A 16,667-nucleotide genomic window follows, 5' to 3' on the forward strand; every position below is an offset into this window, starting at 1 on the left:
GCGGCCGAACGGGCTCCGCGCCCTCCCGATGTCCTCCGCCGACGCCGAACCAGGCGCTGTGCCCGGCGTCCCGGTGGGACCGGCCGACCTCCGCAGGAGCTCCCATGTCGAACGTCTCCCGCCTGGATCTCGATGGGCGCTCCCTCCAGATCGTCGATCTCGCAGCGGCCGCCGAAGGTCGGCTGGAGCGGCTCCCCCACATCCTGCGCATCCTGCTCGAGAACGTGACGCGGACCGCGGGCGAGGACGCCGAGCGGTCGCGCAGCGCGATCCTGCGCTGGCTGGAGACCGGCCGGAGCGAGGAGGAGATACCCTTCCTTCCCGTGCGCGTCCTGATGCACGACACGACCTGCGGTCCGGCTCTCGTCGACATCGCCGGCATGCGGGCCTCGCTGGCCGAGATTGGCGGCGACCCCGCGACGCTCAACCCCGTCCTGCCCGTCGACGTCTCGACCGACCATTCGCTGTCCGTTGACGTGTTCGCGCAAGCTGGCGCCGTCCGGCGCAACATGGCGAGCGAGATGCGCCGCAACGGCGAGCGCTACCGCTTCATGAAGTGGGCGACCAACACGCTCTCGCGATTCCGCGTCCATCCGCCGGGCACCGGCATCATGCACACGCTCAACCTCGAGCGGCTCGCCACCGTGGTGGCGGAAGGCGAGGGCGACTGGGCTGGCTGGGCGATCCCCGACGCGATGATCGGCACCGACAGCCACACGCCGATGGTCAACGGCATCGGGGTTCTCGCCTGGGGCGTCGGAGGGCTGGAGGCCGAGAGCGTCATGTTCGGCATGCCCTCCATGATGCGCGTGCCCGACGTCGTCGGCGTGCGCCTGACCGGGCGCCTGCGCGCAGGCGTGACCTCCACCGACCTGGCGCTCCTCGTGACCGAGAGGCTGCGCCGCATCGACCTCGCCGACCGGTTCGTGGAGTTCTTCGGGGACGGGGTCTCGACCCTTTCGGCCGGCGACCGTTGCGTCGTCGCGAACATGACACCGGAGTTCGGCGCGAACTCGGGCTACTTCCCGATCGACGACGAGACGATCCGCTACCTCCGCGACACGGGGCGTAGTCCAGCCGCAATCGCTTTGGTCGAAGCCTACGCGAGGCGGCAAGGCCTGTGGTTCGACCCGGCCGCCGAGCCGCGTTACACGGACGTGGTTGAGGTCGACCTCGGGGGCGTCGAGGTCAGCCTGGCTGGCCCACAACGGCCACAGGACCGCATCCCCGCAAGCGACACGGTGCGCGCCATGGCCCCGCTCTACGCCGCCCGCACGCAAGCGAGGGCAGGCGAGGGACCCGGCGACGGCGCGGTGGCGATCGCCGCGATCACGAGTTGCACCAACACTTCCGATCCGCGCCTCCTCGTCGCCGCCGGGCTGCTCGCCCGGAAGGCACGAGCGCTCGGGCTCGTGCCGAAGCCATGGGTGAAAACCTCCCTGGCGCCGGGTTCCCCGACGGCCGAACGCTACCTGCGCCGCGCCGGGCTGCTCGCTGACCTCGAGGCGGTGGGCTTCGGCATCGTCGGCTACGGTTGCACCACCTGCATCGGCAACTCGGGACCGCTGCCGCCCGCCATCGTGGACGCGATGACGGATCGGAAGATCCTTCCGGTTGCGGTGCTCTCGGGCAACCGCAATTTCCCGGGGCGCGTGCATCCGCAACTGGAGGCGGGGTTCCTCGCCTCGCCGCCGCTCGTCGTCGCGTTCGCGCTGGCGGGCGACGTGAACCGCGACATCCTCGTCGACCCGCTCGCCCGGTCCGCCGAAGGGCGGGACGTGTTCCTCGCCGACCTCTGGCCGAGCGGGGACGAGATCGATGCGGCGCTCGCCGACGCACGGGCCGTTACGGACTTTGGCGAGGCCTATGCTGAGGCCGAGGCCAGCGCCGACTGGGCCGCGCTCGACGCGCCGGCGACGCCGCTCTTCCCGTTCGATCCCGCCTCAACCTACATCCGCCGGCCGCCCTTCGCCGCGCCGGGCAAGGGCACGAGGCTCGGACGCTACGCCGCCCACCCCATCCTCGTTGTCGGGGACGACGTCACGACGGACCACATCTCGCCGGCCAGCGCCGTGCTGCCCGGTAGCGAGACGGCGCGCTATCTCGTCGAGCGCGGCGAGGACCCGAAGGATCTCAACGTCTACGCCTCGCGCCGCGGCAACTGGGAAGCCATGCTGCGCGGGCTCTTCGCGGCCAAGGCTGTGCGCAACCTCCTCGGGCCCGGCATCGCGCCGGGCTCGACGATCCACGCGGGCTCCGGCGAGGAAATGCCGCTTTGGCGAGCCGCGGCGCGCTACGAGGCGGAGGGTGCCAGCGTCGTCATCGTCGCGGGCGAGCGCTATGGCATGGGTTCGTCCCGCGACTGGGCGGCGAAAGGGGCGGCCTTGCTTGGCACGCGCGCCGTGCTCGCCGTTGGGTTCGAGCGGATCCACCGCTCCAACCTCATCAACATGGGCGTCCTGCCGCTACGCCTTCCGGAAGGTACAACTCCTGAAACGCTCGGCCTCCGACCGGGCGATCTCATCGACGTGGATGCCGAACCCGGTCGTCTTACATCGCGTTCGTTGATCCCTGTCCAAGTCAGCCGAAGCGGGACGGGAGTCGCCCGGTTCGATACCGTCGCTGCGATCGAGACAACGCTGGAGGTTTGTGTCCTGAAGGCCGGCGGCCTGCTGCCGCTGATTTTGGCGGATGCTCTTGGCCGATCCGACATCGCCGCCTAGACCGGCCCGCTGGCGTCGAAGACTGATAGGCCGCTTTTGCGAAACCTTTCGCCAGTTGCGTCCATCGACCATTCTGATTCGGGACAGGTTGTCTCGCCTTCAAGCGGGTCGCTCGCCCCTTACATGAAAAGGGCGCGGGCGATCCGGACGACCGTTTCCGCGTCGGGAGACGCCCGTTCGCCGACCCGTTCGGCGAACACCTGTGCGGATAGATCGCGACGCTTGGGCAGCCGCTCGCGCTCCGCCGACGCCAGCGCCGACCCCATCTCCTCGAGGGTGAGGTCGGTGATGTAGACGGGTGAGCCAGGCTGCTGCCGCCAGGAGTCGGCGAGCGTGCCCGCGTCGAACCCGTCGAAGCCCGTGTCGTCCACTAGCGCCATGGCGACCTCGCGATCACGGCTCCGGTCGCCCGAGACGGGAAGCGCGATACGACCCGGCTCGCCGTTCGGGCGCCCCTTGGTCTCGAAGGACACCATCCCGATCGAGTTCCAGGCCTTGGCAATGGGCCGCCCGAAAAAGTCGCGGGCCCACTCGCTCTCAGCCTTGGTGCCGTCCAGCTCGGGGTTCACAGGGTCGCGGCCGGGGAAGTAGTTGGAGATGTCGATCACCACCACATCCTCGGACAGTCCGGCGATGAGTGGGCGGATCTTCTCGAACCCGGGATGGGGCATGGCCAGGATGGCGACGTCCACGTCTCGCACCGCGTCCTCGGCAGTTGCAGCTCGAGCGCCCATCTCGAGCGCTTCCGCCGGGATCGTCTCCGGCCCGCGCGAGTTGGCGGCCTTCACGTCGTGGCCTGCGGCGGCAAGCTTGCGGGCGAGGTGCTTGCCCATAAAGCCTGTTCCGAGAATGCCGATCTTCATGACGGGGTGTTCCTTTCTATTCCGGTGTGTTCGGTCGTCGCCTGGAGTGGCGCGCCGGTACAGGTCGAGCCGGGCTCAGTGAGCAGGCAACGGCACACCGCCGGGGATGGGCCGGCGCGGCAGGAAGAGCGCGGTGACAAGGGACAGAATTACGAACACGCAGCCGACGAGGTAGGCCTGCTGTGCGCCGTGGGCCATCGCCTGACCGACCGCCTCGCCGCCGGCCACGAGCGCCTCGCTAGTCGTGCTCATGATCGAGAACATGATCGCGATGCCGGCCGCCCCGGCAAGTTGCTGAAGCGTGTTGACGATGGCGCTGCCGTGCGGGAGCAGGTGCTTGTCGAGGACACCGAGCGAGGCCGCGAACAGCGGCGTCCACATCATGGCCTGCCCGACGATGGTGACTAGGAACGCCCCTACCAGGAACCCCATCGGGGTGCCGGGCGCCAGCGTCGACAGGGCATACAATCCGGCGGCGTCGACGACCGCTCCCGTGACCACGAGCGGGCGCGCCCCGACGCGGTCGTAGACGCGTCCTACCACGGCAGAGACGATTGCGATGGTGGCACCGCCCGGCACCATGAACAGGCCTGCCTGAACCGCGGTGAAGCCGTAGGAGGTCTGAAGGATGACGGGCATCAGGGTCATCATTCCGAAGCAGGCGATCATGAAGCAGAGCATCGTGAAGGCGGACACGCTGAAGGTGCGCGCCGCGAACGGGCGCATGTCGAGCTGAGCACGATCCGCCTTCTGGAGATGGAGCTGCCGTACCACGAACGTGGCTACCACGACGGCTCCGACCAACATCGACAGCCACGGGGACACCACGGCATGCCCTGCGCTTTCGCCGAGCGAGGCGAGACCGTAGACGAGGCCAGCGAAGCCGACGGCGGACAGCGCGATGGAGAGGGGGTCCAGGCTGACCTTCCGCAAGACGCTCGCCACGCGGATCATGCTGTTGCCGAGGATCAGGGTGCCGACTGCCAAGGGCAGGATGGCGATGAAGAGCCAGGGCCAGTCGAAACGCGACAGGATCAAGCCGGAGAAGACCGGGCCGAGGGCCGGCGCGGCCGACGTCGCGACGATGTTCATCGCCATCACGCTGCCGCGCCGGGACGCCGGAACGAGCGAGCTCATGGCCGTGTAGGACAGGGGCAGGACGATCGCGGTGCCGACGGCTTGGATGATACGGCCCACGAGGAGGGCGCCGAACCCCGGAGCGATGATCGCGACCGTTGTCCCGACCGTGAAGAGCGTCATGGCCAACGTGAAGACCGTGTGCATTTGGTAGCGCTCGGTCAGGAACCCTGTCGCCGGGATGACGATCGCCATCGTCAGCATGTAGGCGGTCGTCAGCCACTGCGCGGTCGAGGCGGGAACGTCGAGGTCCACCATGACGCGCGGCAGGGCCACGGCCATCATCATCTCGTTGAGGATCACGGTGAAGGTCGAGACGACCAAGACTGAGATCGTCACTACGGCTTCCCGGGAGAGCGGCTCGCGCCCGGTTCCTGTCGATGAGGTCATTGCCTCTAGCTTCCTATGTTCTAGCGCACTAGAGAAATGCGCCTGCATAAGGGCGCCGGACGAGACGTTCAGCGGCTGCGGGGATGGCCGAACGCCAGGAGGGTGTCGCGCAGGTCGACGAGACCCTTGTCGTCGAGCTGGCAGGCAGCCTTGATCTGGCCTGTGATCGCCCAGACGTCGTCTCGCTTGGCCGCCCCCTCGGGGGTCAGCGCTATGAGGACGCGGCGTTCGTCCTTCGGGTCCCGGGTCCGGGTGACGAGGCCCAACGCTTCCATCCGCTTGAGCATCGGCGTGATGGTCCCCGTGTCCATGTCGAGGGTGGCCCCGAGCTCGCCGACGGTCTGCAGCTCCCGGCTGAACAGTTCGAGCATGACGAGATACTGCGGGAACGTCAGACCGAGCGGTTCGAGGAGGGGCTTGTGCAGGCGCGCCACACGGTTGGCCGCGCCGTAGATGGCGAACGACAACTGCATGCCGACCTCTTGAGCCGAACCCTTCTTCACCACTGTCGAGCGCCCTTCGTTCCGGTCGTTGAAAGTAATCTAGCACACCGTAATCTAGTTGCCTATATCCTAGTGCACTAGATAATTTGTGGGGCCGGGGAACGTTCGGTCCATCTGCGTCCGCTGCGGGCCCAGCCAGGTCGCGCCGGTCGCCGTCACCCGGGAACACAAACCATGCAGGGGACAGAAACGATGGCGGAACCGAAGGTATGGTTCATCACGGGCGCCGGGCGCGGGATCGGCAGTGACGTTGTCACTGCCGCACTGATGGCGGGACACTTCGTCGTCGCCACCGCCTGCGACGCCGCAGCGGTTACGGACGAGGTGGGCGAGCACGATCGGCTGCTGGCGCTGGCGATGGATGTCACCGACCAAGCTGCTGTCGACGGCGCCGTTCGCTTGGCGGTCGACCGCTTCGGGCGAATCGACGTGCTCGTGAACAACGCCGGACGCTTCCATACGGGCTTCTTCGAGACGCTGTCGCCCGAGCAGGTGCGAGCCCAGATGGAGGTCAACTTCTTCGGCACGCTCAACGTCACTCGGGCGATCCTTCCCGTGATGCGGGCTCAGCGTCGGGGACATGTGGTGACCGTCAGCGCCCTTCTTGGCATCATCGGCGCCCCGTTCGTCTCGATGTTCTCAGCCTCGAAGTTCGCGCTGGAGGGCTGGATGGAGTCGATCGCGTCCGAGTTGGAGCCGTTCGGCATCGCCACCACCATCGTCGAACCTGGCGCCTTCCGCACCAAACCTCTCAAGGACCGCGGCCGGACCGTCTTTCCCGACTTCGCCATCGAGGACTATGCGGAAGCCACCGAGCGGCATACGGCGAGCGTCAAGGCGTTCAACGGACACGAGCCGGGTCACCGCCAGAAGCTGGCATCCGCGTTCGTCACCGTCGTCGACATGGAGCCTCCGCCCAAGCGCTGGGTCGCCGGACAGGACGCCGTCGACGGGATCATTGCCAAAGGGTCATCGGCTCGTCGCCGACGCTACCGCGTTTGCCAAGCTATCGACTGGCCTCGGGCATGACGATTGAACCGACAGAGGTGCAGAACGTACCTGTTCCCATGCTCCCAGCTCCGCGCTGGACGAACGACCGCTTGCGGGAAGGCGGTTGCGGCATCGGAAGGTCTCTGCTGGGTCGAAAGCCGTCGGGCCCAGCTGGGACCGACGGCTTTCCCTTCTACAAGATGCCGTAGCTCAATTGCCGAACGCTTTGGTCAGCGCCGCGACCGCCATATCCGTCGCTTCCTTGGCCTGCGGCACGACCGCCGCCATGCCGAAGAACTCGTGGGTCACCCCGTCGTAGGTCTTCTGCTCGGTCACGACGCCCGCCGCCGTCAGCTTCTCGGCCAGCATCTCGCCTTCCGAGCGCAGCGGGTCGATCTGCGCGTTGATGATCGTGGTCGGCGGCAGGCCGGCGAGGTCGGTCCGGTTGACGAGGTCGAGGCGCGGGTCGGCAGCCTGCTCCTTGCTTTCGAAGACGTTGGAGACGAACCATTCCATCGCCTGCTTCGACAGCGGCATGGCATCGGCGTTCTCGACATAGGACGGTGTCGTCATGTCCTTGCCGGCGACGGGGTAGACGAGCACCTCGGCGAGCGGTGCGGTCAGCTTCTGGTCGCGTGCCGTAATGGCGACGTTGGCCGCCAGGTTGCCGCCCGCGCTTTCACCAACGAGGGCGATCTTCGTCGCATCACCGTTGAACGAGCCGGAGTTCTCCACGACCCATTTGTAGGCCGCATTCGCGTCATCGTGCGCGGCTGGGAACTTGTGCTCGGGCGCATGGCGGTAGTCGGCAGAGACGACGATGGCCTTGGCTCCGGCCGCGATGCCACGGGCCGACGCATCGTAGGTGTCGATGTCCGCGATCACCCAGCCGCCGCCGTGGAAGTAGACGACGACCGGGAAGGGGCCCGTTCCCTCCGGCATGTAGATCCGGATCGGAATCTCGCTGGCGGCGCCCGGGATCATCATGTCCTTTGTCTTCACGGCCGCGACCGCGGCATCCGGCTGGATGCCCTTGTCCTTCATCACCGCCATTGCGGCATCGGCCGGGGTCGGACCCTTGCGCGTCTCCTCGACGGACTGGGTGCCGATGGGCTTGGCGCCAAGCTCCTGGAGCTTGTCGAGAACGGCCTTCATTTCCGGAGCCGGCTGCGCCATCGCGGGCTTGGCCGCCTCGGTTGCGGGCGAGGGCGTCGGGGTAGCAGTCTGGGCGAGTGCTGCGGTCGACAGGACGGTCGCGGCGGCAAGGCTCGCGGTTACGGCAAGGGCGAACTTCATGATCATTCCTTCAAGGGAGAGATCATTGAAGTGCCGGGAGTCCACGAATGTTCCGACGCGATATAGACGCTCCCGATCATCCCGATCTGCGATCGGTTGCCGAGGGATATGCCGATCTGTCCTTCGCCTAGGGCCAACCATGCGGCCTGCGAGCCTGGACGGTCCTGTCAGTCGCGCTGACTGGACCCTTTCGCCCAAGCCCGGAGGTCGTCGATGAGGAGATTGGGCGCCTCGAGCGCGGCAAAGTGGCCTCCGCGGGGCATCTCGGTCCAGCGCGTGATCTCGGCGTAGCCCTTCTCGGCTATGCTGCGGGGTGGCCACAGATGCAGCGGGTCGGGGAACCGGGCGAACGCCGTCGGCACCTTGATGCGCAGCCCCTCCGGCAGGTTCCGCAACTTCGCCTCCTGCGCCGCCGAGTAGTAGCGGATCGAGGAGTGGAACGCCCCGGTCATCACGTAGATCATGATGGTGTCGAGGAGTTCGTCCCGGTCGAACACGTCCTCGAAGCGGCGATCCCGGTGGTCGCACCAGTCGTGGTAGCGCTCGAGGATCCAGGCCGCCTGCGCAACGGGGTTGTCGCCGACCACCCAAGACAGGCTCTGCGGCTTCGAACCCTGGAGGTGTCGGTAGCCGCCCTTCTCCTTCTCGATCGACGCCATCTCCTTCGCCCAGGCCTGCTCCTCCGGTGTGTCCGGCTCCGCGGACGGGGCGGGGAACATCATGGTGAGGTGGATGGCGTGCAGGCTCGAGGGCCGCTCCAGCGCGAGGAGGCCCGTGACCAGCGCGCCCCAGTCGCCGCCATGGGCGTGGTACCGCGCGTAGCCGAGAACCTCGCGCATCAGGCGATCAAAGAGATGCGCGGTCTGGCGCTGGTCGATGGTTTTCGTAGGCTTCCCCGAGAACCCGAAGTTCGGAAGCGACGGCACGACGACGTCGAACGCGTCCTCAGCCCGCTCTCCGAAGCGCGACGGGAAGGCCAACGGCTCGATCACCTTCCAGAACTCGCGATGCGACCCCGGCCAACCGTGCGACAGGAGAAGGGGGCGCTTCCCCTCCGTCTCGCCGACGACATGGACGAAGTGGATGTCGACACCGTCGATCTCCGCGATGAACTGGGGAAAACGGTTGAGCCGCTCGACGGCGGACCGCCAGTCGTAGGCTTCGGTCCAGTAGCCGCAGAAGTCTTGCAGGTAGGTGACATCGCAGCCGTACCGCCAACCCTCGCCTTCTGGAACCGGGGGGAAGCGATAGGCACGTACGCGCTCCAGCACCGCTTCGATGTCCGCTTCCGACCAGTTCACCTCGAACGGCTTCATGAGTCTATTCCTTGTGCTTCTGGGCGGGGCTTGGCGAACGGCGACAGGCGTCAGCGACGGCTGAAGAGCCTGGCGCCCGCCGCGGTCGCGAGACCGAACAGGAGATGGTTCGCCGTGTGCATGCCGATCGTCGCGGGATCAGCCTGCCATTCCGGCTTCTTCACCCCGAGAAGCGGGCCGACGATCCAGTGCATGGCGGCGTAGAAGGACAGACCGAACAGGATCCCGGACGAGAGGACACCTGAGTCCTCGTCGGTGACGGCCGCATAGGTCGCACCCGCGGCGACTGAGAGGAGGAGATGGCCTCCCTGAATCACCGCCTGTTCGCCAGGACCCGGAAGCGCACCATGATCCCGAACCCGCAAACCGAGCCGGGCCTCGGCGGCACGTTCCAGATCGGCGAGCTCGGACGGCCGACCGCTCTTGCGCTCGCCTGCTACCAGCAGTGCCGTGATGCAGATCCCGGCGGTCATACCGCCTGCGACGGCGCCGAGGAGGCGCAATCCGTTCATGCGCCCGTCCTCGTCGACGGCTCGTGGATCGGGCAGCCGTTGAACCGCTCGCGGAACTTTGCGGAGTGTTCGTAGGGAGCCTTGCGGGCGCGGTTGATGTTGCCAAGCGGCTGGTGGGCCGCGAGCCCGGTCCAGATGCCGAAGCGCATCTCCTCGTCAACCGCCTGGACGCGCTCGGGAGCCCAACTGTCCTGCGGCTCGACCGTGATCGTCGCCACGGTTTGGAAGGGCGCCTCGTCCTCCTTCCACTCTACCGTCGGGTCTTCGACCGGTTGCTTCTCAAGGTCGCGGCAAAGCTGGACGCGCAACTCCCAGCGACCACGGATGGTCCCCATCTCGGCCCGGACGGTGTCGCGGATGGCGGTCTCGTTGTCGCTGGCGTCGATCTCGCGACCCGTCAGCTCGGTGAGGTCAGGCGACACGGGGACGACAGAGAACTTGGCGATGTAGTCGCCGTACCGAAACGGCGTGACGCTGTAGTATGTCTCGCCGAGCGGATCGACGTTGGGCGCGCCACCCATGGACTGAAGCGTTGGGCTCTCGACGCCGACGGATTCCAACGCTTTGTTCACGCCGCGCAGGACCGAGGACATGACCGTCTTTGTGCCTTCCAGCCTGTCGGTGGTCTTGGCCAGCATCTTCAGACTGCCATGGAAGTCGGCTGCGGTCTTGGCCTGGAACACCGGGCCGTTGACCATGATGAAGTCCTGCGTCGTTCCCTCCGCGCCCGGAAGGCGCTCGCCCTCGACGTCAAGAACCTTCATGGCAAGCCCACGAGGTAGCGAGATCGCGTCCGGGAGGATGTCCCCGGCGTTGGTGGAGAGCCGCATGTAGACCGTGTGCTCACCGGGCTTGGCGAACAGACCCTGTGCAAGTTCAGTCGGGAGATCGTCGGCGATCCGGAGCCTCCCTTCGAGGATCCCGTGCGCCTTGGCATGAACCGAACGGACCGCATGGCCGTAGTCCTTTGCCGTCGTCTCCAGGATCGTATCGAACGTGTCGTTCAGTCCAGCGATGGTTTCCTGCTCGTCAGGCTGGATGTCTTCGACGGACGGGGAAAAGCGAACGGGCGCAGCGAGTGTCATGGTGTGGAACCTCTCTAAACTCGAGAGGAAGAAGGGTTGGTTGCCTTCCAAGTTCCTGGCTGCACGAATGATTTGTGCGGCCGTTATCCGTTGAGGTCGATAGAGGGCAGGAACTGGCAAGAGCCGGCCCCCGCCCAACTCAGTATGTCAGCTCAGCGCAGGCTGGCCATTCGATGCCGAAAGACCGCCGTCGACCGGAAGGTTCACGCCCGTCACGTAACGGGCGTCCTCCGTTGCAAGGAACGCGATCACGCCCGAGATGTCGTCGACCTCGGCGCCCCGGCCCATGGGGATGCGCTCCTCGAACTTCGCGATGAGGTCCGGCTGGTCCTTCATTCCTTCCGTGAACGGGGTATAGGTCAGCGACGGGTTCACCGCGTTCACCCGCACGCCGTTCTTGGCCTCGTCCATCGCGAACGCCCGCGTAAAGTTGGTGACGGCGCCCTTGGCCGCGCAGTAGGCGGCGTGGTTCCAATCGCCCCCAAGGCCGGACGCGGAGGATAAGTTGATCACCGCGCCCTTCGTCTTCCGGAGTTCGGCGATCGCGGCCCGGCTCATATGGACGACACCGTAGAGATCCGTCTCGATCACCTTCGTGAAGTCCGAAAACGGACCCTCGTCGATCCGGCTAAGGTGGTCGACCCCGGCGTCGTTGACGAGGACGTCGATCCGACCGAACCGTTCCACCGCGAAGGCGACGAGCGCCTCGCAGGCAGCACCGTCCGAAACGTCGGTCTCGTGAAGCACGGCGCGTTCGCCGATCTCGCCTGCCACCCGCTTCAGGCCTTCCGCATCCTTGTCGGCGAGCACGACTGACGCACCCTCGGCGGCGAAGCGCTTGGCCGCCGCCTCGCCGATGCCGGACGCTGCGCCCGTCACCACCACGACCTTGCCCTCGAACCTCGACATGGTGCCGGCCATCAGGCGCTCCTCGCCTGGGCCGGGTGACGGCCTTCCTCGAACTCCTCGACGATCTTGGCGCAGAAGGCCGGCAGGTCGTCGGGATTGCGGCTGGTCACGAGGCCCTGGTCGGTGACGACCTCCTGGTCGACGAACGTGCCGCCCGCGTTCTCGATGTCGGTCTTCAGCGTCGGGTAGGCAGTTAGCGTTCGGCCCTTGACGACGTCGGCCTCCACGAGGACACACGGCCCGTGGCAGATGACGCCGACGGGCTTGCCAGCCGCGAAGAAGTCCCGGACGAACGAGACGACCTTGGCATCGCCTCGTAGCGTGTCCGCGCCGACGCAACCGCCCGGTACGACCAGTCCGTCGAAGTCGGCCGCCGACACCTCGTCGATCGTCTTGTCGACGGTGTAGCTGGAGCCTGGGTCCAGGTCGTTGTTCACAGTCCGAGCATCATCCTTCTTCAGGCTGATGACCGTGACGGTCGCGCCTGCGGCTTCCACGGCCGACTTGGGCTTGGCGAACTCGGGATCCTCGGTTCCACGCGGCGAGATAAGGATGGCGATCCTGCGATTGGATAGGGTCATCGATGGTCCTGTGGGGGCTTTGCGGCACTGACACGGATGTGAGAGGCGCACGGACCCGATGAACGATGCGTATCTGGGCAGGTTCCAGGAGGGGAGGCGTTGTCGCAGGGATGCCGGGCGATGATGGCGACGCCATTCGAAAGGAACGGCGGCGCCAACGATCTGATACCGTCAGGCTGGGACCGCCTCGATCGTTGCCGGGTTTTCTTCCGGAATTCCGTTCTCGCGGTGCCGGAACTCGGACAGCGCCTGGTAGACCTGGAGCCGGGCCCGCATCACCGAGCCGAGCGGCCGATGCGCAGCAAGGCTGTGAGCCGGGCGGAAGGTCATCGCTTCGTCGAAGTACCGCTGACGGGCCGCGCTGTAGGCATCCTGCGCCGGCAAGCGGATCCTGGCGACGGTAACAAACGGGCTGACGTTCTCAGGCCATTCCACCGAGGCATCCTCGATCGGCTGGCTGTCCGCGTCGCGCCAGAGCTGGGCGCGCAATTCGAACACGACCTCGTTCGCCCGAAAGTGGGCAACCGTCGCATGGCGGAAGCCGTCCTCGTCCTCCTTCGGGTCGAGCCGCCAGTCCACCAGCGCGTCCTGTGCCAGCGAGACCGGGAAGGCGCAGAGCTTGGCGACATAGTCGCCGAATCGGATCGGCGCCTGGCTGTAGTAGGGCTCGGCCAGCGGATGCGAGAACGGGTGACCGAAGAAGTCGGCCTTCGAGCTCTCCATGCCGAAGGCGTGCAGCGCCTTGTTGAAGTTACGCGCGAGCGAGGACACCGCGCTTTTGGCGCCTTCCGGCAACCCCGTGGCCTTGCCGATCACCGTGCCGTCGCGCAGGAAGCCCTCCGCGGTGCCGGAGGGAAAGGTCGGGCCGCTGGCGAGGACGAAGTCCTGCGTTTCGGTGGTGTGGCCGGGCAGCTTTTCGCCGGGCACGTCGAAGACCTTGATCGACATGCCGCGATGGGTGGACACCCGGTCGCCGAGGCGCTCGCCGGGCCCTTGCGCGAAACGCACCGCTACGGGATGGATGCCGGGACGGGCGAAGAGGCCTTGCGCCAGTTCGGCAGGCAGCCCCTCTGGGATCTCCAGCATTCCCACGGCAAGGGCGGTCGACTTCGCATGGCTGGCGCGCACGGCATGGTGCTCGCGCTTCTCCACCGTCTCGGACTGCTCCGTCATACCCTGGATAATGCCGTCGATCGTCTTCTGCTCGCCCTCGCTCGGCTGCTCGACGTCGGGGCTGAAGGGAAGAGGCGGACGGACCATCGCGTCATCTCCGGTTTTGCGCCGCTGACGCTCTTTGCGGCGCGGCCTGCTGGAGTTACAAGGGCAAGTACTCGGAAGGGTTCCAAAGAGCGCGGGAACCAATGCCCGCGCACGAGATGGCCGGTCACGCGAGAGAGGGCGCTTCGCACGCGGATGAGGAGATCCGCCGGCGAGGCCAAGCACCGAGACTATGGCCCGCCGCAGTCATTCAGTTCGGCATTGGCGCGCAGTTTGCCATGGGCGAAGCGCAGGCATTGCTCGCAGATGTCGACCTCGTAACCGCCCACGAGCGGGATCACTGCGACGGTCGGCGAATGGTCAAGGCAGACATCGCACTTGGCAACATGGGCGTCTGTCCCGTGCTCGACGCGGATCAACTCGGATCGGACCCGATCCGTTAAAGGGCGAATATCTGGCATACGATATAGTTGGGGCGCTATTACGTGATTGCCGCCTCCGCTTCCAAGACTGAGAGCCACGCCCCGGCCATCTGGGTGTTCATGTAAACACCGAGCCGTAGCAAACTCGTGGCAACAATGTCCGCTCCTGAGGAGCGATCGGACTGACATGTATGACGTAGAAGGGTCGAAAGCGGAGGGACCGCTTCCGAGCGTCCGCGCACTCCAAGCCCAGTCAGCCCGATGGGGTGAAATCAGACGGTGGCTCTGGTAACGGATGCGATGGCGGCGAGCACTTCCCGTTCCGAGTACGGCTTGCCCACGAAGCCGATCGGCTTCCACGCAACCGCCAGAGCACGGGTTTTCTCGTCGAGGTTCCCGCTGACGAAAAGCGACGGAATGTTCCACTGCTGCCGCAGCGCCGCGGCCGTCTCCACCCCGTTGGAACCACGGGCGAGGTTGACGTCCATGATGGCGACGTCGATCCGCCCCTCGCAACGCTCGGCGAGAACGAGCGCCTCATTCATGTCCGAGGCCTGCCCGGCAACGGTGTGTCCGGCATCCAACAGGATGTCCTCGAGATCCAACGCGAGCAGCATCTCGTCCTCGACGATCATGATGCAAAGGCTCATGCTCCAATATCGCCGGGAAAGACCACCGCAGCTCGGTAGCCGCGCTCTGCCGGCAGGGTCTCGACGCGCCCGCCGATCTGTGCGGCCATCGTCTTCACCAGCCGCGTGCCCAGCCCCTGCGACGTCGTCTCGCCGGAAAAACCGACGCCTTCGTCGGCGACGCTGAGCTCCAGCATGCCGCCCGCGACCTTCTTCAACGACAGGACGATCGGGCCGGAAGTTCCTTCCGGGTAGGCATACTTCATGGCGTTGGTCACGTGCTCGTTGACGATGAGGGCGATCGGTATCGCCCGTTCCGTCTTCAGAAGGAGAGGCTCGACATCAACCTGAAGTAGGTCTAGAAGTTCCGAGTTGGCGCCGAGATCAGCACAGAGACCTGTCAGGTAGTCGCCCATCTCCACGACAAGCGGGTTGTCGGTCCGGTAGAGGCGCTCGTGAACTGACGTGATGGCGCGGACCCGGGAAATCGCTTGTTCGAAGGCTTACTTCGTCGACGGATCCGTCAGACGCCGTGCCTGTAGGCTGAGAGCGCTGACCACGAGCTGAAGGCTGTTCTTGACCCGGTGGTTCACCTCAGCGAGCAGCACGTCCTTCTGGGCGAGCAGGCTCTCCTGCGCTTTCAGCGCATCGGACAGCGCGGCCTCGCGGAGGCGGTCGGTGGAGACATCCATCATGACGCCGATCAGCCGCGGCTTGCCCGTCGACGTCCGAAGGACCTCGCCACGAGACGTGATGTACCTGATGGCGCCGGTCGCGGGATCGACGATCCGGTAGTCGAAGTGAAGCACCGTCTGGTCGGGGCTCTGGAGCGCACCCTGCACGGCGCTCAAGACCGTCGGCAGATCGTCGGGATGCATCCTGGCAAAAAAGGGCGCGGCGACGGGACCACCTTCTCCGGGGCCGAAGCCGAAGATCGCATCGACCGTCGCGCTGCGCCGCCAGATGTCGGTGTCCGGTTCGTACTCCCACGACCCGAGATCGGCGGCATGAAGAGCGACCCGCAGGCGGGCGTCGGCTTCCCGCGTTCGCCTGACGCTCTCCGTCACGTCCATCGGGTTCTGGACGATGTAGCGGACGGACCCGTCCGCGTCCTTCACAGGCGTGTGGACTGGGGTCCAGAAACGCTGGTAGAAGCCACCACCCTCGCTTGCAGGGCGCGGGATGTCGTACTGAATGACCGCCATCTCATGCGGCTCGCCGGTCCTCAGAACGTGACGGAGCGACACCTCCAGGGGGCCCTGTTCGACGGTTCCAGCCGCTTCGGGATTCTCGGGGAACGCTTCGAGAATGTGCCGGCCGACGATGTCCTCACGCGTCCGATCCGTGGTTCGGAGATAGGCGTCCGTCGCGGCCACGATCGTTAGATCGGCGTCGAGCACGAGGTAGGGCTGCGGGATGCCCGCCAGGATCGCAGGATGATCGGTGCTGACGTCGGTTGCTGTCATGCGTCGCGGCACCTTCGCCTATCGGACGGCCGGCACTCGGCAATCGCTCAACGCCGTCCAAGCACATGGTTCAAGGAGTGTCGATGGCCTTGAACATCCAATTCAAGTGACGCGACGAGGTATCAGCGGTCCCCCCGGACGTAGATGTCCGGTCCGATGCCGCCTTACAAGCTGGTCAATGCGACCCGCTCTGATGCTGCACCGTCGGGTGTCCGCGACCGATCAGTTCATCTCGTATTCGCCGTCCGCTTTCGGGCGTACCCTTTGTAGCCTGCAAGGTTGGCCTTCCCCCTGAAAAGTGGCCCTCCGTGAAGTAGGCTTTTGAGCCGCTGGAGGACACGAGAATGGGACAGAAGAAGCACAAGCCGGAAGAGATCGTCGCCAAGCTGAGGCAGGTCGACGTGTTGCTGTCGCAAGGCCGCCCGGTTGCGGAAGCGATCCGTACGATCAGCGTGACGCCGTTCACCTACTACCGGTGGCGCAAGGAGTTCGGTGGGCTGAAGTCCGACCAGGTGAAGCGTTTGAAGGACCTCGAGAAGGAGAACGAGCGCCTGCGCAAGGCCGTGTCGGACCTGACGCTGGAGAAGCTGATCTTGAAAGAGGCCGCCTCGGGAAACTGGTGAGCCC

At 66.1% G+C, this 16,667-nt stretch carries 15 protein-coding genes and 2 pseudogenes; 3 read left to right on the forward strand and 14 right to left on the reverse strand.

The genetic code is table 11. The annotated features are described in order from the left end of the window. The first annotated feature begins 104 nt into the window (after positions 1–104). Positions 105–2,723, forward strand: coding sequence for an aconitate hydratase AcnA (gene acnA / locus BM175_RS20495; protein WP_090966437.1), 2,619 nt, complete (start codon positions 105–107; stop codon positions 2,721–2,723). 119 nt (positions 2,724–2,842) lie between these two features. Here the strand turns inward: acnA and BM175_RS20500 are convergent, their stop codons facing one another. The 3 genes from BM175_RS20500 to BM175_RS20510 all read right to left on the reverse strand — a co-directional run bounded on the left by BM175_RS20500 (position 2,843) and on the right by BM175_RS20510 (position 5,586). Beyond that, positions 2,843–3,649, reverse strand: coding sequence for an NADPH-dependent F420 reductase (locus tag BM175_RS20500; protein ID WP_280141135.1), 807 nt, complete (start codon positions 3,647–3,649; stop codon positions 2,843–2,845). Positions 3,650–3,661: 12 nt separating this feature from the next. Further along, positions 3,662–5,062, reverse strand: a complete 1,401-nt coding sequence (locus BM175_RS20505; protein WP_244546098.1) for a DHA2 family efflux MFS transporter permease subunit — start codon at positions 5,060–5,062, stop codon at positions 3,662–3,664. Between the two features lie 119 nt (positions 5,063–5,181). After that, positions 5,182–5,586, reverse strand: coding sequence for a MarR family winged helix-turn-helix transcriptional regulator (locus BM175_RS20510; RefSeq protein WP_090966466.1), 405 nt, complete (start codon positions 5,584–5,586; stop codon positions 5,182–5,184). A gap of 222 nt (positions 5,587–5,808) precedes the next feature. Between BM175_RS20510 and BM175_RS20515 the strand changes: the two genes are divergently transcribed. Continuing rightward, positions 5,809–6,645, forward strand: a complete 837-nt coding sequence (locus tag BM175_RS20515) for an SDR family oxidoreductase (protein WP_210185817.1) — start codon at positions 5,809–5,811, stop codon at positions 6,643–6,645. A gap of 171 nt (positions 6,646–6,816) precedes the next feature. Here the strand turns inward: BM175_RS20515 and BM175_RS20520 are convergent, their stop codons facing one another. The 11 genes and pseudogenes from BM175_RS20520 to BM175_RS20570 form a co-directional block, all read right to left on the reverse strand. Next, positions 6,817–7,902, reverse strand: a complete 1,086-nt coding sequence (locus tag BM175_RS20520; RefSeq protein ID WP_090966468.1) for an alpha/beta hydrolase — start codon at positions 7,900–7,902, stop codon at positions 6,817–6,819. A gap of 167 nt (positions 7,903–8,069) precedes the next feature. After that, positions 8,070–9,218 (reverse strand): epoxide hydrolase family protein, encoded by a 1,149-nt coding sequence (locus BM175_RS20525; RefSeq protein WP_090966443.1) that lies wholly within the window; start codon positions 9,216–9,218, stop codon positions 8,070–8,072. A 50-nt stretch (positions 9,219–9,268) separates the two neighbouring features. Then, entirely contained in the window at positions 9,269–9,730 is a 462-nt protein-coding gene (locus tag BM175_RS20530; RefSeq protein ID WP_090966445.1) for a hypothetical protein, read from the reverse strand. Then, positions 9,727–10,815 (reverse strand): catalase family protein, encoded by a 1,089-nt coding sequence (locus BM175_RS20535; protein WP_090966447.1) that lies wholly within the window; start codon positions 10,813–10,815, stop codon positions 9,727–9,729. The genes BM175_RS20530 and BM175_RS20535 overlap by 4 nt, the downstream gene beginning before the upstream one ends. Before the next feature lie 147 nt (positions 10,816–10,962). After that, positions 10,963–11,736, reverse strand: a complete 774-nt coding sequence (budC, locus tag BM175_RS20540) for a meso-2,3-butanediol dehydrogenase (RefSeq protein WP_244546099.1) — start codon at positions 11,734–11,736, stop codon at positions 10,963–10,965. Next, positions 11,736–12,305, reverse strand: coding sequence for a type 1 glutamine amidotransferase domain-containing protein (locus BM175_RS20545; protein ID WP_090966449.1), 570 nt, complete (start codon positions 12,303–12,305; stop codon positions 11,736–11,738). Before BM175_RS20545 ends, budC begins: the two co-directional genes overlap by 1 nt. A gap of 171 nt (positions 12,306–12,476) precedes the next feature. Then, on the reverse strand, positions 12,477–13,565 hold the full coding sequence (locus BM175_RS20550) for a catalase family protein (RefSeq protein WP_090966451.1): 1,089 nt from the start codon (positions 13,563–13,565) through the stop codon (positions 12,477–12,479). 188 nt (positions 13,566–13,753) lie between these two features. Continuing rightward, positions 13,754–13,942 (reverse strand): hypothetical protein, encoded by a 189-nt coding sequence (locus tag BM175_RS22495; RefSeq protein WP_139224737.1) that lies wholly within the window; start codon positions 13,940–13,942, stop codon positions 13,754–13,756. Between the two features lie 275 nt (positions 13,943–14,217). After that, the gene (locus tag BM175_RS20560; protein WP_090966455.1) at positions 14,218–14,595 is read right to left on the reverse strand and encodes a response regulator; all 378 of its coding nucleotides are present in this window, start codon (positions 14,593–14,595) and stop codon (positions 14,218–14,220) included. Next, positions 14,592–14,990: a sensor histidine kinase gene (locus BM175_RS20565; protein ID WP_139224738.1), complete on the reverse strand. Its 399-nt coding sequence runs from the start codon at positions 14,988–14,990 to the stop codon at positions 14,592–14,594. Before BM175_RS20565 ends, BM175_RS20560 begins: the two co-directional genes overlap by 4 nt. Next, positions 14,967–16,040, reverse strand: a pseudogene (locus BM175_RS20570) (sensor histidine kinase); the annotation flags it as partial. The pseudogene BM175_RS20570 and the gene BM175_RS20565, both read right to left, overlap by 24 nt. 344 nt (positions 16,041–16,384) lie before the next feature. On the opposite strand from BM175_RS20570, the pseudogene BM175_RS20575 reads away from it, so the two are divergent. Further along, positions 16,385–16,654: pseudogene (locus BM175_RS20575) on the forward strand (transposase); the annotation flags it as partial. Positions 16,655–16,667: the final 13 nt, after the last annotated feature.

The organism is Aureimonas phyllosphaerae (genome assembly GCF_900113065.1).
GTDB lineage: Bacteria > Pseudomonadota > Alphaproteobacteria > Rhizobiales > Rhizobiaceae > Aureimonas > Aureimonas phyllosphaerae.